Below are 16,274 nucleotides of genomic sequence, written 5' to 3'. Positions count from 1 at the left end.
TGAATTAATAAGCGTTAAAAATTCTATTTAAGCATTATAAGAAACACAGAAAGAGCAAGCCGGAAAGCAAAAATCTTCTAATCATCTGCGGTTTTCGGCAAATTCTGGCGCTCACGGCGGCTGGGGCATTATCTCCCGACGTCACCAACAGGCTATCACGACGCACGCCGGGCGAGCCCGACGTCATTAAAACATCGCTGGAGAACAGAACATTCGGCCGGCTACTCAGCGCCTTCTGCCACAGCCTAGGCGACTGCGAGCCGCAAGAGATTGCGAAGGTCGCGCGACCGAGCTTCGTCAACGGCACCGAGATCTTCGCGGATGACGGCAAGGCCTTACGCGAATATTTCTAACATGCTGGCATCGCGATGAAACTTGGATATAGATTCTCGGCCACGAAGAACTAAAGCGATCGGCTTGGGTTCAACCGTCAAGGGCAAGAACCTAGTGGCTTTGCGCGTTTTCAGGACCGTCAGTTGGCTCAAACTCTCCTTAATCGATAATCGACTTCAGAAGAAACCGCGTGTGATCGGTAAGATGTTTTCCACCATGTTGGCCATTTCCAAACGACCAATTTGCCAAGAAAACAGCTCTTCCCCCAGTGAGGTTGGCTGTCGCGCCCTGTACGTATTGCCCGAGATTGGACATGTCTGATGTTGCCCTAGGGGTCCTCCGCGTCCATATAGTTCCAATGACGCATGATTCGAAAATATTCGTAGGTCTTCGATCCGCTCGCAAACGCTCGCCATCGGCCAGCCAAGCCACAGGCCCAAAATGCCAATGGGACGGGTGTGAAAAGAGCGGTACTCACCGTGCGCCGGTGGGATCGGGTGCAGAAGGTCTTTACCTCTTATTCTGCCTTGAGCATGTGACTGACTACAACAAGGGTTATAGTTTTACGACACCACCCTCCAATGCCGACGTCGCCCGTTACCAGAAAGAAGCGACGACGGGTGCGCGCCCGACCTGGGGAAAGAGGGTGAGCGCGGCGACTGAAACTCCGTTACCGTCTTCAGTTCGTTCAGGCTCGGCAAAAACGCTGAATGCTCGCAAAGCCGATCGGCAAGGGCAAACGCGGATCGGCGCCCAACAGAGAAAGCTCAAGGTACTGGAAGCCAAAGCTTTCGAAACACTCGGCCTTTCTTCCCAGGCGACATCCCAAGAAATCAAGAGCCGCTATAAGGAGAGGCTCAAAATGCACCATCCCGACGCCAATGACGGAGACCGCAACTCTGAGGATGCACTTCGAAGCTCGATCGAAGCGTATCGAATCCTTAAATTGAACGGTTTTTGCTAAAGCCTGTTAAAAAGGAGTTACGATCCCTGCCTTGAAGGGATCAGAACCACTGACCCGTTCCAACGCATAGATGAGATGATCACTAGGACCTCAATCCAAGCCAAAATTTCTCAAATGCATTCAAGGAGCATCTTCGTCATTCGCCCAGCAGCTACGCGCAGACACGTGCTCCTTTGCGCGAGGTTGCGCTGAGCAATGGGCCCTCGGCGTGATTTGTATTTTTCGCTATTCGACCGCAAAAGCGAAGACACCGGATGGCCTATTGGACAAACTCTGCCTTGAGGAGAATCGCCGTCATCGCCACTTAGACGGCCGAAAGACACGGGGATACCGATGTCCATGTTGTCACCACGCGACCGTGCGACACTCTGATTACCAATATTCAGTCCCTCAGAACGGTGAGGCTCCATCAGTTTTGGTGGAGCGCGCGTCGATGCTTCCCCGCAAGGCCGCCGAGCCTGTCGGTGGTTGGGACTTCGGCTTTTGTCTCGGCACGCCGGGTGCTTGAGGCCCAACTCCCGGTCCCCGATCACTTATCCAGAAAGATGGCTTTCTTTCATCCTTAGCGTTACAACGACTCCGCCCTCTACCCAGTTATAGTCGATTGATCCACCGAGTTGTCCCGAGACTGTCCTGTGCAACATCTTACTGCCGTAACCGTCTGACGATCTGGGCGACTGGGCAGGGTCGCCTCCGTGTTCGCTCCAGACGATCTCGACCTCGTCTTCGATTACAGAACCGGATATGTCGAGCAATCCCGCATTATTCGATAAGGCACCATATTTGAGCGAATTCGTTGCCAACTCGTGTATCACGAGTGCCAGGCTGGTTGCAGCCTTCTCTCCTAGTCCCATCCTCGGCACAGCAACGCGGATGCGACCTGCAAAAGCTCCGACGTCGTCGTAAGGGGCAAGCAGCACAGCAAAGAGGTCGCCGAGCAATGCCGATCTCCCCTGGCCATCGGGGAGCGGGCGCACCAGTTCGTGGGCCCTGCCAAGGGCCGTCAATCGCTCAGTCAACTGCTTTGCCATTTCCTCTTTTGTCTCGGTCGTCCGCGAGGTGATATTTGTTAATCCAGAGGCCAGGGCCAGAATATTCTTGACGCGATGGCTCATCTCGCCGGCGAGGAGTTCATGCCCTTCCTCCGCCTGCTTGCGGCCCGTGACGTCAAGAAAGATGCCTGTCATTTTTTCGGTTGCAGCGTCTCCCTCGTTGCCCTGGCCCCGAGCGGAAATCCAACGAACGTCGGAGGCGTTCGTGAGAATGCGGAAATCAATTTCAAACGGGCCGTCGATGGCGCGGGTTGCGACGAACGCCGCCCTGACGCGGTCTCGGTCAGCGGGATGCACCTTGGCGGAAAGATGCTCGAAAGTGAGGTCTACCTCGCCGCAAATGTCCCAGAGTTCGTAAGCCTTGGCATCCATCACAAACGTGTCGTCATCAACGATCCAGGCCCAGAGCGCGACCCCGGCCGACTGGATAGCACGCCTGAGCTCGGCTGTACTCCATTCAGGTTGTGATGTGCCTTTGCTCAATTTCAAATTTCTCCCACCCCATACAAAAGCTGGTATCGATCTAGAACTAGCTGGCCAGCGAAGCGTTATCAATGTTCTACGTAGGATGTGCTTTATTGGGATGGAAGTGGAATGGCATTAATTTCGGACCGGTATCGGGACATATTTGTTGGCGATGGAGAGATGGCGCAGATGATGCGGCGCCATGATTGGGCGGATAGTACACTTGGTTGTCCGGACGAGTGGCCCGAAGCACTGAAGGTCGCAATTCGACTGTTGCTCACCTCAAAATTTGAAATGTGGCTTGGCTGGGGTCCAGACATCGCCTTTTTCTATAACGATGCCTATAGGCCGACCTTGGGAAATAAGCACCCCAACGCGCTTGCTGTGCCGACAAAGATATTATGGTCTGAAATCTGGAATGATATCAAAGGGCGCTTGGAAACCGTTTATTCAAGCGGAGAGGCGACCTGGGACCGCGCGCTGCTCTTGCTTCTCGAACGCGACGGGTATCCGGAAGAAACGTATCATACCTTCTCTTACAGTCCGCTGATCGGAGACAGTGGCAAGGTCGAGGGCGTCTTCTGCGCGGTCACGGAAGAAACCGAGCGGGTCATCAGTGAACGCCGCCTGGCAACTATGCGCACCCTGGCGTCTGGCCTTGCCGTGGCCGACACCGAGGTCGAAGTCTTCAACGCTTCACGCAAAGCGCTTAACGACAACCCTCAGGATCTTCCCTTCTGCGCACTTTACGTTTTTGACGAGAACGGCAATGCGATGCGCCGGTGGGTTTGCGGCACGGCTGAAGACAACACTTTATTGCCGGTAACAATAAACCGTGGTGTGGGCATCTGGAACCTTGAACGCGCCTGGCAAGAACAGGCCATGGATCTGATAAAGTTGTCGGCCACAGACGTCATCCCGTCGGGGCCCTGGCAAAGAGCGCCATCTCAGGCTGCGGTCATTCCTTTGGTCGGACAAGCCAGCGACCAACCCAAGGGGGTAATGATCACCGGGCTCAATCCGCATCGGGCGGTCAGCGACGATTACCTGGATTTCCTTAAATTGATTGCCGGCCAGATCACCTCGCGCTTGGCGAGCGCCGAAGCGTTCGAAACAGAACGTCGACGGGCAGCGGCGCTTGCGGAGGCTGCCGAGATTCGGGAAAAAGCAGCGTTGGCACTCGAGCAGCTCAATCGTCAACTCTCCTCAGAAGTGGAACTTCGGACCGCGGAGCGAGATCGGATGCGCGCCCTGTTCCAGCAAGCCCCAAGTTTCATGTGCATCCTCAGCGGGCCTGAACACACGTTCGAGCTGGTCAACGATGCCTATAATCAACTTGTCGGGCATCGCGAGCTCCTTGGCCTCAGTGTCAGAGAGGCGCTGCCCGAGATTGCCGGGCAAGGTTTCTTCGAATTGCTCGACGGTGTTTTTCGATCGGGCACGCCGTATATAGGTCGTTATGTGCCTGTTTTCCTGGAACGGGATGGCAAGGAGCAGCCGGATCAGCGCTTCGTACATCTGATCTACCAGCCAATTTTTGATCTTAACGGATCAGTGACCGGGATTTTCGTTGATGGCTTCGATGTCACGGACCAGAAGCGTGCTGAGGATCAGCTTCAGAGCCTTAACCACACCCTTGAGGAAAAAGTCGAGCAGCGCACTATTGAACTGAGAACTGCGCTTCTGAAGCTAGAGAAAGAAACTGTCGAGCGCGAAACCGCGCAGATCGCGTTGAGGCAGGCGCAAAAGATGGAAGCGCTGGGTAACCTCACAGGCGGCGTGGCGCACGACTTCAACAATCTTCTCCAGGTCGTGAGCGGCAACCTGCAGCTTCTCTCCAAAGATATCGACGGCAACAGGCGGGCAGAACAACGCCTGCATAATGCCTTGGCCGGCGTTGCCCGCGGCGCAAAGCTGGCATCGCAGCTTTTGGCCTTCGGCCGCCGTCAGCCGCTCGAGCCCAAAGTCGTCAATGTTCGAAAACTCATCCAGAATATGGACGATATGCTGCGCCGGGCACTGGGCGAAGAGATAGAACTCGAAACCGTTGTCTCCGGCGGGTTATGGAATACGCTGATCGATCCGAGTCAGTTGGAGAACGCCATACTGAACCTGGCAATCAATTCGAGGGACGCGATGGAAGGCCGCGGACGATTGACAATCGAGACCGGAAATGCGGTTCTCGACGACAATTACGCCCGTTCGCACGACGATGTCCGTCCCGGACAATATGTACTCGTTGCAGTGACCGATACGGGGTCAGGAATATCGCCGGATATCATCGAACATGTCCTGGAACCGTTCTTCAGCACGAAAACGGACGGGAAGGGAAGCGGCCTCGGTTTGTCGATGGTTTATGGCTTTCTTAAGCAGTCCGGCGGCCACCTCAAAATCTACAGCGAGGTCGGGCATGGGACGACCATGAAACTCTATATGCCGCGCACGGTGCAGGTCGAAGACAGCCTGAGTGATCCAGAGGCCATTGCGGTGACGGGTGGCACTGAAACTGTTCTCGTGGTGGAAGACGATGACGGCGTTAGGGAAACATCGGTGGCGCTGCTGACGGACCTTGGTTACCGCGTCCTCCAAGCAAGAGACGCACAGTCCGCATTCGCCGTCGTCAGCAGTGGCGTTCAGATCGACCTGCTGTTCACGGACGTCGTGATGCCGGGCCCGATGCGCAGCACAGATCTTGCGAGGAAGGCCAAGGCTCAGTTCCCTGGCATGGCCGTGTTATTTACCTCAGGCTACACCGAAAATTCGATCGTCCACGGCGGCCGGTTGGACGCTGGTGTCGAGTTGCTATCCAAACCCTACACGCGCGAGGCACTGGCCCGCAAAGTCCGCCACGTCCTGAACAACGCGCAGCAACACAGGATTGCCTTGCAACGGATGGAGCGCCAGGAGCCCGCGCCTGCACCCGAGCAGGAGCCGCGTGATAGCCGCCCAACGGTGTCCGCAAAACCGCATATCCTTATCGTTGAGGATGAGCCGCTTATCCTGATGTCGACGGTCGACATGGTAGAGGAGCTTGGTCACACGGTGCACGAGGCTAACTCAGCGGAAGATGCCCTCAGCGTCCTTGAGACCAACAGGATCGACATGTTGCTTACAGATGTCGGTCTGCCCGGCATGTCCGGGATCGAACTTGCAAGGCATGTAAGGGAACGCTGGCCAAACGTGCGGATTGTTTTCGCAAGCGGTGACGACAACGCCAAGACAGCCTCGGGCATTTCCGATGCGCAGCAATTATCCAAGCCTTTCAGTATCGATGGGCTGCGACAGGTGTTGGGTAAGTCCGATCGGACCTTGTGACCGCAATTTGGCTGGCATGGCTCGCGCACGGGTATAACCACGTTTGCCATCGCGCTGTTTGGCGATGGCAGCCTGCCACTTGCGCAAGGTTGAGTATCCAGTCCCACCTGCGCTGTTGACCGCCGGGTCATCACGATTGTGGGACTGGATCTGTGGAGATACCTTGATGCCCCCTGGGCAAGCGAGGCCACGGCACCCTTCGCCGGTTAATGGGCCTTCGGTTTTTATCCGAAGTCGACGCCCGCGCGGCGTAAGGCATAGCTCCACCGACAAGAACCGCGCGGCATAGAACACTACCAGCTCGATCCGGATCAGCCGTACGCCGCAGGGCACGAGATCACTAGAGGCTGACGCCCTCCAGTTTCGCGATCAGCGTGTTGCGATCCTCGACCGATCTCAATCGCACCGTTAGAGCTTCGCTCTTAACCGGTACCTGGGGCGGCAGAGAGACGGCAATGCCGGGAATATTTTCGGCAGCCCACCGCCTGAAACGAGGCAACTTGTTGGGGCCGCTGATAGGAAGGGTGTGAATATATCTGAAAGTCATGACTGCTTCTTTCCGAATGCGGGCAATGCCATGGCACAGGCGGCCAGATTTGCTCCGCAGTTTTCGTGTCGGGTTGCGAGAAACCTGACGCCAATGTCGCGGTCGCAACTATTGGCGCCAGGCAATCAGCGTCCGGCACTAACCCTTCGGATAGGAAAGACGTAACGCATGGTGAGCGCGAAACCCGTTAGCTCCATCGTCGGCATGTCAGACACCAGAACCTTGCCGCTCGCTCAACCCCAGGATCAGGTGGCCAGAGTGACGGCGGGCATCCCAGCACCCCGGCTCGGCATCGAGCTTCAGTACAAAATCGGCAAGCGCGATATCACCCAGCCTGTCCGCCGCCGCTTTTGGAGAAAACCATCGTCTTTTTCGGTGCGCTTTTTCGCGCCAGTGGGTCAAAGTGCCACGCACGTTCATACCGAATATCGCGACACAGCAGACAAGCTGAGGCTTATCGTTGAGGGTCTTGATGTATCTGTATGTCATTACCGGAGCCGGGGACATGTCGCCAATAATTCCTGCCACCTTGAACGCATGTCGTGAGGCCATGACGAGGGGCGGACATGCTTTCACGAGCGGGCCATTGGGCACGATCCAGCGCTCGCGCTCACGGTCCGTGACAAGCAGCACCTTGCGCTCGCCGTCGCGCCCGATCCGCCAGGGAAGTACTCCGACCTGCTGCAAGTGACCTCTGTCATCAGGTGACGAGACGATCCGGCTTGCTGTCGTAGCGCGTGTCATTGTCCTGCGGTCTCCGCAAGCCAGCGAAAGGGCAGCCGGAACTCGTTGCGCTTGCAACTATGAGGCTTGCGTGCGGCTCTCAGTGGAACGGAGGTTTCACACCAAGGGCACCGGGCCGCGGCACCCGGCAGTTGACGGTTGCAGGCAGGGCAGACTGGAAGGGGGCGAGGGTGGGACATTAAAACGCTCCATGGCTACGTCGCGCGAGCGACGCATACGAACCGCACTTTCAATTGCGTGGTTCCCGGAGCGGCTGGGTCTATGGCGGCGTTAAAGGTTCAGTGCTGCCAGCTCCGGGTTAGGGAACGTGCCTGATCAATAAGCCTGAAAAATAGGGATTTCGTGGACGTTTTCATGATGCTTATCTGGGCAAGGATCGCGTTGACTGCAAGGTGACCTTTTGCCGCATGATAGGAATGATGTCGGACCGTTCGCGCCAAATCGTACGTGAGCGAACCTCGTGACATCCACTCAGCGGCAACAAGCTCTGCGTCACTTTATGGCCTTACTGTCAGACCCAGAGCTTTTCGCTTGAACGCGCGGACGACGATCGAGACATTGATGGAGGTTTTGCAGACGTAGCTGTTATCTAACAACAGACCTGACCGGTCGTTGCACAGCACTGAAGATTCGAGCGCCTGCTCAGCTAGGTTGCGCCCCCACTTGTTGTGGAAGAACGTGCTTCCATCGGTAAAGCCAAGCCCGGTGCTCTGGTATGTCGGTCGAGCTTGTAGCGATCTTAAGGCGGCAAGATAAGCGGCATCATTGTCCGACCTGCGTCCAGCGATTAATGCTTTTCCCAGAGATTTCCGATCGATGCTGGGACGCCTCCAAATAATGAAGCGGTTCTCAACCAGATCAATGTACTCATCGAGACCAGCAACGGGGATCGAGTGGGCGGCGACAGGTTGATAGAACATGAATGGATCGCTCTCTTCGGCGGCCGCATTCGCCCGGAAACACATAACCGCTTCGAGCGATGCCACTATCTCCGGCCAGGCTTTAAGGACGGAGGACATCACCTGAGGGTCGACTCCAGCCTTCCGCCAGAGTGCATGTATTAAAGCCAGAGCAATCCACCGTGGCTCGCCTGTCGTCTCGTTAGCCGCGTTAGCAATCGGTGCAAGGCAGGCCTCGTCCTCACATATGATAGCGGCTACGTCAGCCAGAGTAGCATGATCAAGACCAAAATTGGTCTTGGCAAGCAGGGCAGGAAACAACGTGGTAACCTCTGAAAAACGCCTTGTTCTCAGCAAAGCGAACAAAGACCAGTGGAGCGACTGAATTGGCGAACGACCCGATCGCACGCGTGCGATCGGGTGACGCTCCTGCTTTGAGGCGCAGCGGCTCCGGTCTGGCTTGAGGTCCAATAATCATCACCGATGCGTTCCTCCCGGACAGCATGAGTCGAGCTGGGCCGCCGCTCGTGATCGCCTAGATGACCCCTAACGCGTCCATAGCTTCCGCGACCCGAACAAATCCGGCGATGTTTGCACCAAGGACGTAATCGCCCGGCGCGCCATATTCCTCGGCTGTTTCCGCGCAGACATCATGGATCGCACTCATGATGTCTGCGAGGCGCGCCTCCGTTTGCTCAAACGTCCAGCTGTCACGGGAAGCGTTCTGTTGCATTTCCAAAGCAGACGTGGCGACCCCTCCTGCATTAGCGGCCTTGCCAGGCGCGAACATGACGCCTGCCGCCTGAAACAACCTTACAGCCTCGGGAGTCGACGGCATATTTGCACCTTCTCCCACCGCGATGACGTTGTTTCTGACGAGCGTCTTTGCGTCTTTACCAGTCAGTTCGTTCTGCGTTGCACAGGGCATAGCCACGTCACAGGGGACATCCCAGATTGATCCTCCCTCGACAAAGCAAGCATCCGACCCCTTGAGCTTCACGTATTCCGAGATGCGTCCTCGGCGGACCTCCTTGATCTCCTTGACCAGGGCGAAATCAATCCCGCGTTCATCAACGACATAACCGTTTGAATCGGAGCAAGCGACAATCTTCCCGCCGAACTCGCTTACTTTTTCCATTGTATAAATTGCAACGTTGCCCGAACCAGAAACCGATACACGCTTTTCTGAAAAGTCCATTCCTTTGGAGGCCAGCATCCTGCGCACAAAGTAGCTCGCCCCATAACCTGTCGCTTCTTTGCGAGCGCGCGAACCGCCATAGAACAGGGCTTTCCCGGTCAGGACACCCGCCTCAAATCGATTGGTCAGCCTCTTGTACTGGCCAAACATATAGCCAATCTCACGACCGCCGACACCGATGTCGCCAGCCGGAACATCGGTGTATTCGCCAATATGTCTATGAAGCTCAGTCATGAACGACTGACAAAAGCGCATAATTTCGCCATCAGATCGTCCGCGCGGATTGAAGTCGGATCCGCCCTTCCCTCCACCGATGGGCATACCGGTCAAGGCGTTCTTGAACGTCTGTTCGAATCCGAGGAACTTGATGATACCGACGTTGACCGAGGGATGAAACCGAATGCCGCCCTTATAGGGACCCAAAGCAGAGTTGAACTGCACGCGGAATCCGCGATTGATTTGGACCTGACCGTTGTCATCCACCCAAGGCACACGAAAGATGATCTGCCTCTCCGGTTCACAAATCCGCTCGATGAGGGCGTTTTCCGCATAACGCGGATGTTTAGCAATGACTCTTCCAAGGCTCTCCAGGACTTCGCGCACGGCCTGGTGGAACTCGAACTCTCCTGCGTTTCGGCGCAAGACTTCGTTGAGAATGGGTTCGAGTTTTTCGTCGACGTGAACCATCAAATACTCCGTTTTTTTAATAGCTTAAGGAAGATCGGCATGGGCAAGGCAGCTTGATCACTGCCGGCGAGGGTGACTGTCTTGGCTCGTCAGACATCGGGGTTCTTTGACCTCACTCGCTCGGACATCATCGCCTGGAAGTTCGACAGCAGGATTATGCATCCGCCGATGACGACCCAGGCGTCTACGCCTTCTCCGTAAGCGTAGAACCCGACGACCGCAGCCATGGGTACACGCAAAAAGTCGATGGGCATGATGACAGATGCATCGAGGCGCTTAAGCGCCTGTGCCTGGCAGTAATGCGCACTCAAGGCACCAACGCCGGCAACCATCATCCACGGAATATCGGACAGGCTGACGTCCCTCCAGTCCGTCAACGCGGCCAGCAGTCCCAGCGGCAGTTGAATGAGGATCATCCAGACCACGATGATTGCTGGTGAGCATTCTTTCGTGAGCTGCTTGACGAGAATTAAGGAAAGCCCATAGCCCGCGGCCGCCAGCAGCACTAAACCAGCAGCCGGATCAACGACGCCGAATCCTGGACGCACTATCACCAGAACACCGATGAAACCGCCAAGGGTTGCGAGAAGCCGCGGCCCGGTTAGCTGCTCCTTGAGAAAAAGCCAGGCGAAAAATGCGACCCAGATCGGCATCGTAAATTCGAGTGCAAAGACCGAGGCCAGTGGGAGAGCGACCACGCCAATGGTCCAGAAATACTGGGCGGTGAAGTGAACGACGTTTCGGGCGAGATGCCTTGGAAACAGTTTCTTCTGACGGATCTGCGGCAGGAGTGACCGTCCCACCAGCAAAATTACGCCGAGACCGACGAGAGCCCGGAAAAACAGCACCTGTCTGATCGACAAGGTCGATGCGAGCTCGCGAGAACCGACAGCCATGCTTATGAAGGACGCCATGCTCAGCACCATCCAGCCAAGTCCCTGCGCCAAACCTGCCCGCCCCCGCATTCCAGTAAAATGTGTGTTTTTTTCCATGATTGCTCCGGACAGCTTGTGCTGCCGCGATAAGGGAAGCCTTGGTCCACTTTTGTTGGCCAAACATCTGAAGCACCATACGAAACAGATGTTGTTGGTGCATTCAAAGGGCGGAGGAACGTGCGCAAGCAAGCGCAGACATCCGGTCCCGCAGACCCTTCTTGCGTCGATATCATCGCGTTCAGAGGTGGCTGAGCGCTTCCGCGGCTGCTCGTCGTAAACCGGCACGGCCGACCCGGACGACAGTCAATTGATGTATGTGTCCATCGCGAGAATTCCACTCCCCGCTCTGCCCGGGCTTAAGGCCCAAGAGCGCCACGCCAACAGGCGTCAATACAGACAAGCGGCCCGCGTCTGCCAGCACTTCATTCGGGAGAACAAGGGTAACCTGGCGTTGCTGCCCCTCTACATCATACGAGACAGTTGATCCTAGGCAGACCGTGTCGAGCGAGACCTGTTCGTCTGCCAAGACCCAGGAGTTTTCCAGCTTCTCACTCAAGTCGGGGCCGACGTCGAAATCATTGGTCAGGGCCACGAGCGTCAGGCGGCTAAGTGTGTGAAAGTCTGTTGCCCCGATTATGGGCATGGTTTGGCTGAGTGAAGACATGTTTATTGTGACCTGCGCAACAACCCTGTCGCTAGAGGAAGGGCGTTGACTTGTTTGAAGAGAGACTTGCCGCAGATGGTAAGGCGAACGTGTTGACGTAGCCACTCTGGATCCGGCAGGCGACAGTGGCCGGACCCGGTTACGATCCTGCGATGGGGCAGACCCTGAAAGCGCTCACTGCGCGTCTTTTGCTCTCGTTCAACATCAACCTAGCATTTATGGAAGGTGCCATGAAGTCAAGGGCACTTGCCGAGATCAAAAGCACCGGGCAGCGTCTCACGGCGCTTCTTGACTTCCCCCTCAGGCATGCCATGATTAGGGCACCATGTTGAAAATTGGCAATTTCCATAGATTTCGCCTCTGCCGAGAGTATCCCGTCGAAGGATACTAGCCCGGGACGTAGACTGCTGTCGCGCGTCTGAACCCGGGCTTTGATCCTGCGGGATTGCGCGACCTCACCCTCCACAAGCAGTCTTTTTAAAACGCAGCTATTCGGCCGCGGTACGAGGCATATGAAATGAACACCACCGATTACACAAAGCCGTCCATCATCGTCCGGCAGACTGACCACGCTCGTCTGACCGCCCTTGCACTCGCGGCACCGGGGCGCGACCTCGACGATGCCGAGAAGTTGCTTATCGAACTTGAGCGTGCTGATGTCGTAGAGGATGACCAGTTCCCCGCAGACGCAGTGGCGGTCGGATCGACGGTATCCTACCTGACGGAAGGCGGAGCCAGAAGGACGGTAACTCTTTGTTACCCCGGCCTCGCCGACATCGAACGCTCAATGGTCAGCGTGCTTACCCCGATTGGAGCTGCTCTTCTTGGTCTTTCTCCCGGACAGCAGATCGAGTGGAAGGGCAGTGACGGGCATTCACACAAGTTGACCGTCCTTGAGGTGTTGGCCGACTTAACGGTCAACGCCTCTTAAGACCCTCATTCCGGATGATACGAGAACCCGTTTACAAATTGACGGCGACCGTCCGCATCCACCGATTGACGAGGTCACAATTCAAACGTCGCGAGTAATCGCGACTATTGCGATCCCAATCGATGCCAGAGAGCTTCATCTTCCACTCGCTTGGTTGGCCATCTGTCCCTGAATGAGCCGGCAAGCTTCGATCCATGCATACCGCCTTGCGTTTCAACGTGAATGAACATCACCTGAATATCTGAATGAGCTACTAGAAGCGCAATCGTTTCGGCACCCATCACCTCTTTCGCGAAGTTGTTCGAGGAGCAGGTGGCGGCTCAGATGGTTATGCTTGACTGATGTCACACATCCTGCAACGCCATTGCCACGCCGAAAAACGAGGCGGATAAATGCCATGGACGATCCAGCGCCTAAAGTTCGCCCTTCCGGTGTTGAGATGGGCTGACCCCAAATGCTTTTTTGAAGCTCTGGGTGAAGGCACTTTGGGTTGCAAATCCCCACGCCTGAGAAATCTCCTTTACGGACCGATCCGTATTCCGATCGATCTCGTGGCGAGCTTTTTGAAGGCGCAGAGCAAGCTGATACTCACTTATTGTTTGTCCCACGCAGTTCAAAAAGGAATATTGCAAAGAACGAACACTGACCCCGCTCAGGCCCGCCAAGAGTTCAGGAGAGCTTCTAGCCGCTGGGTGCGCATGGATATAATCAATCGCTCGACGGACTTGTCGTGGAGCAATGACGGGCACAGGCGCCTCAAGTTTTTGCGTGTAGTTGTTCGGATAGTTTAGAAGAAAACTGTCAACGATCAGATTACCCATACTCGGAGACTGCTTATTCAATGACCTGGCAATTCCTTGTAACGGTGAACCGTTCAGCATTTGAACAAGAGCCGGAAGCCCTTCGAGTTTGCCATGATCCAGAGCGCGTTTGCTAAATTCGATCGGCTGAACCACAGGCCGATCGAGCAATATCGACATGCGTCTTGATAATAGAGCGTCTGAGATAACGACTGTTGAATGTTCGCTACCATCAAGGACATCCACGCTATCGGCGTGCCGGTAGCCAATGACCTGATTAGCCGCAATCGATAGCCTTTCACCCCGGAAGTCATATTCGGTCGCTCCCTTGCTCGCGAAATTAAACAGAACAGCGTCGAACATCGCAATGGGAGTAACGCGATACGAGCCTATCGTCGCCGACCATTCGAAGAATACTTCATCGATTACGGCCAGTTGACCGGTGACCCCGTAGTTGTCGTGTGAGCCCAGTGGCATGACAGCGACGGGAGCATACGCCTCACTCAGATACTCTTCGACTTCCCCAATATCTCTCGACGAGATCTTGAGCTTTTTGTACAGACCGTCCGACATTTCCCGCACATCCCAACACAGGTTGACGTGATAAAAAGCGCATTAGGTACCAACTCAAATCACCTGAAATGGCATCATATGTCCCTATAATAACCAACGGTGCGGCATCATTTAGATCTGGGAATCAACCAAGGGTATTGCTCCATTTCGGTCGTAATCAGTCATGCTTGCAATCAGCCTCTGCGTTGCGGAAGACGTTCTCAATGTCTAGTGAACGGTTCAGAGGACATTTGTACGGCACGCTGGCAATAGTCGCAAAAAAATTGCACCTCAGAAACACACCTGCACTTTACAGGTGGCTCATCGGCTTCACGCGCCTTTTGAGAGTGAGAGTTTTCGACTATTCTTAATTATAAACATTGGCGCCTTACCGGTCGCGGCTCTAAACCTCTAAAAAAGGTTCACGTCGAATGGCTTAGCCAAGGATTATGGCCTAAACGTCCGCGACATAAAGTGGTTTGGATACGGATTTGATACAGAGATGTCTGGATGAGCAATCAATTATTTCGGCCTCCAAGCTTTTAGCGGCGATGGAAAACCCGAAAAGGCTCGCAATACTGCGGATTCTCGTTGACGCCGAAATTCCGGTTGGTGAGCTGGCACACCGGGTTGGCCTCAGCCAATCAGCCTTGTCGCAACACCTCGCCAAGCTGCGCAATGCAAACGTCGTACAAACCCGCCGTGAAGCGCAGGTGATCTACTATTTCAGCCATTCCGATGCCGTGCGGCGTATTTTAGCTACTTTGGAAGCGATTTTCCGCGAGCAGCCGCCTGTGTCTCCGGCTGCTGCGCCAAGCGGGCGATAAATTCGCCCCGGCGCATGAGGCTGGTAACGTTATGGATGGCTTCACTGGATTGGACTGGCTGGCCAGTCAAGATTCCTCGCCGCTTTAGACTGTTTTCTTGATGTATTGTAAGCGGTTGTCCGACCGCATATTGTCCGCTGTCGCCTGATCTGTGATCGACACTCCATGGATGAGTGACAACGAGGATCTTGCAGGCATACGTCAGAGTTGTCTTAAGGTGTACTACGCTTATCGACTTACACGGTTACCGTGCTGCTTTCGGCGCTCTTTACGGAGACACACCCAACAAGAAACATCAGGACCACAATCCGCACCTCGGAACTCCGTAAGTCGCTCAGTTTGCTATTCCGTGGCTCTACACGCACTCCTGAAATACACCTCAGACAGCCGAAAGTTTCCTTTGTGTCGCCTGCACTGAGCAACGATATCTATACTCGCCTTCAAAAAACCCACGATGTCGGCCCGGTCCAGGCCTGCGCCGCCCTCCGACTCCTTAACGAGCAGGACCAGTTGCTCAAAAGCCAATTCGGCCGAGTTCGCATGGACCGTGGTTATTGAGCCAGGATGGCCTGAATTCACGTTCCGGATATAATAAAAGGCCGTCCCATCGCGAAGCTCCTGAAGCAGAATCCTATCCGGCCGCATACGAAGACAGGATTCGAGAAGCTCTTTCGGTCCGGCACGCGAAAGCCCCTGCCCTCCTTTCGAGTAGAACAAGCGCACATGGTTCGGTTGTGAGATAACGAGCTCGGGAGTGTCCTCGATTGAAATGACCCTCTCGTTTTCGGGAATATGCTTGATCAATGCTTTGGAAAGCGTCGTTTTCGCCGAACCTGTGGCGCCAGAAATGATGATGTTTTTTCGAGCGATGACGGCCTGCCGCAGGAAATCCTTAAAACGGCCGGCACGATATGTTTCACACAGTTCCTCATCCTGCGCGGAGGAGGAGGTACTGGTCGCTGCGCACGCTGTCTGGAAAAATCCCTTTTCCTCCAGATCATCAAGACTGAAGTCGACCGAGGAAGGCTTGCGGATTGTCATGCTGACAGTGTCATTGATGGTCGCCGGGGGGATGACGATCTGGATTCGTTCGTTCCCGGGTAGCGTCGCCGACAATATTGGACGCGTCTCATCAATCGACTGATGGGAAAAACTTGCGACTGCCCGGGCGAGACGCATGAGCTTTTCGAAGGTCAGTTCAGGCATTTCATAGGTCCGCCACCCACCGGGACCTTCCGTCAACACCTGCCCGGGCCGATTGACGATCACCTCTAGGAGAGACTTGTCCTGAAGGAATGTCGAAAACGGTTTCATCAGCTCGCTGACGACAGCCGAGTCCTGCCTCTCTGCCATTTCGCGCC

13 protein-coding genes are annotated in these 16,274 nt (G+C 55.3%); 4 read left to right on the top strand and 9 right to left on the bottom strand.

Annotation, left to right across the window (positions count from 1 at the left end):
* Positions 1 to 691: 691 nt before the first annotated feature.
* A complete protein-coding gene (locus tag G6L97_RS25000; protein ID WP_097170255.1) occupies positions 692 to 1,297 on the top strand; it encodes a J domain-containing protein in 606 nt (201 codons plus the stop codon).
* A gap of 533 nt (positions 1,298 to 1,830) precedes the next feature.
* On the opposite strand, the gene G6L97_RS24995 is transcribed toward G6L97_RS25000, so the two are convergent.
* The gene (locus G6L97_RS24995) at positions 1,831 to 2,838 is read right to left on the bottom strand and encodes a sensor histidine kinase (protein ID WP_019565741.1); all 1,008 of its coding nucleotides are present in this window, start codon (positions 2,836 to 2,838) and stop codon (positions 1,831 to 1,833) included.
* A gap of 156 nt (positions 2,839 to 2,994) precedes the next feature.
* Here G6L97_RS24995 and G6L97_RS24990 point away from each other — a divergent pair, with 156 nt between their 5' ends.
* Positions 2,995 to 6,129, top strand: a complete 3,135-nt coding sequence (locus G6L97_RS24990; RefSeq protein ID WP_174004118.1) for a hybrid sensor histidine kinase/response regulator — start codon at positions 2,995 to 2,997, stop codon at positions 6,127 to 6,129.
* Between the two features lie 340 nt (positions 6,130 to 6,469).
* Here G6L97_RS24990 and G6L97_RS24985 read toward each other — a convergent pair whose 3' ends face one another.
* From G6L97_RS24985 to G6L97_RS24960, 6 genes are all read right to left on the bottom strand, one after another.
* Positions 6,470 to 6,676, bottom strand: coding sequence for a hypothetical protein (locus G6L97_RS24985; RefSeq protein ID WP_025591490.1), 207 nt, complete (start codon positions 6,674 to 6,676; stop codon positions 6,470 to 6,472).
* 207 nt (positions 6,677 to 6,883) lie between these two features.
* Positions 6,884 to 7,420, bottom strand: coding sequence for an NUDIX hydrolase (locus G6L97_RS24980; RefSeq protein WP_025591489.1), 537 nt, complete (start codon positions 7,418 to 7,420; stop codon positions 6,884 to 6,886).
* 497 nt (positions 7,421 to 7,917) lie between these two features.
* Positions 7,918 to 8,640, bottom strand: coding sequence for a hypothetical protein (locus G6L97_RS24975; RefSeq protein ID WP_025591487.1), 723 nt, complete (start codon positions 8,638 to 8,640; stop codon positions 7,918 to 7,920).
* 214 nt (positions 8,641 to 8,854) lie between these two features.
* Positions 8,855 to 10,204 (bottom strand): NADP-specific glutamate dehydrogenase, encoded by a 1,350-nt coding sequence (gdhA, locus tag G6L97_RS24970; protein ID WP_025591486.1) that lies wholly within the window; start codon positions 10,202 to 10,204, stop codon positions 8,855 to 8,857.
* An 89-nt stretch (positions 10,205 to 10,293) separates the two neighbouring features.
* Complete coding sequence (locus tag G6L97_RS24965; protein ID WP_236773660.1) at positions 10,294 to 11,196, bottom strand: DMT family transporter; 903 nt, start codon at positions 11,194 to 11,196, stop codon at positions 10,294 to 10,296.
* Positions 11,197 to 11,377: 181 nt separating this feature from the next.
* The gene (locus G6L97_RS24960; protein WP_174004079.1) at positions 11,378 to 11,803 is read right to left on the bottom strand and encodes a GreA/GreB family elongation factor; all 426 of its coding nucleotides are present in this window, start codon (positions 11,801 to 11,803) and stop codon (positions 11,378 to 11,380) included.
* 517 nt (positions 11,804 to 12,320) lie between these two features.
* On the opposite strand from G6L97_RS24960, the gene rnk reads away from it, so the two are divergent.
* Positions 12,321 to 12,734, top strand: coding sequence for a nucleoside diphosphate kinase regulator (rnk, locus tag G6L97_RS24955; RefSeq protein ID WP_080850389.1), 414 nt, complete (start codon positions 12,321 to 12,323; stop codon positions 12,732 to 12,734).
* 413 nt (positions 12,735 to 13,147) lie between these two features.
* On the opposite strand, the gene G6L97_RS24950 is transcribed toward rnk, so the two are convergent.
* A complete protein-coding gene (locus tag G6L97_RS24950) occupies positions 13,148 to 14,107 on the bottom strand; it encodes a helix-turn-helix domain-containing protein (protein ID WP_025591477.1) in 960 nt (319 codons plus the stop codon).
* A gap of 530 nt (positions 14,108 to 14,637) precedes the next feature.
* Here G6L97_RS24950 and G6L97_RS24945 point away from each other — a divergent pair.
* The gene (locus G6L97_RS24945) at positions 14,638 to 14,913 is read left to right on the top strand and encodes an ArsR/SmtB family transcription factor (protein WP_003517240.1); all 276 of its coding nucleotides are present in this window, start codon (positions 14,638 to 14,640) and stop codon (positions 14,911 to 14,913) included.
* 342 nt (positions 14,914 to 15,255) lie between these two features.
* On the opposite strand, the gene virB11 is transcribed toward G6L97_RS24945, so the two are convergent.
* Positions 15,256 to 16,266, bottom strand: a complete 1,011-nt coding sequence (gene virB11 / locus G6L97_RS24940; RefSeq protein WP_025591475.1) for a P-type DNA transfer ATPase VirB11 — start codon at positions 16,264 to 16,266, stop codon at positions 15,256 to 15,258.
* Between the last annotated feature and the right edge of the window lie 8 nt (positions 16,267 to 16,274).

It is taken from the genome of Agrobacterium tumefaciens (genome assembly GCF_013318015.2).
Lineage (GTDB): Bacteria > Pseudomonadota > Alphaproteobacteria > Rhizobiales > Rhizobiaceae > Agrobacterium > Agrobacterium tumefaciens.
Note: the sequence above shows the minus strand (reverse complement) of the source record. Positions and strands in the feature narration are given on the sequence as shown.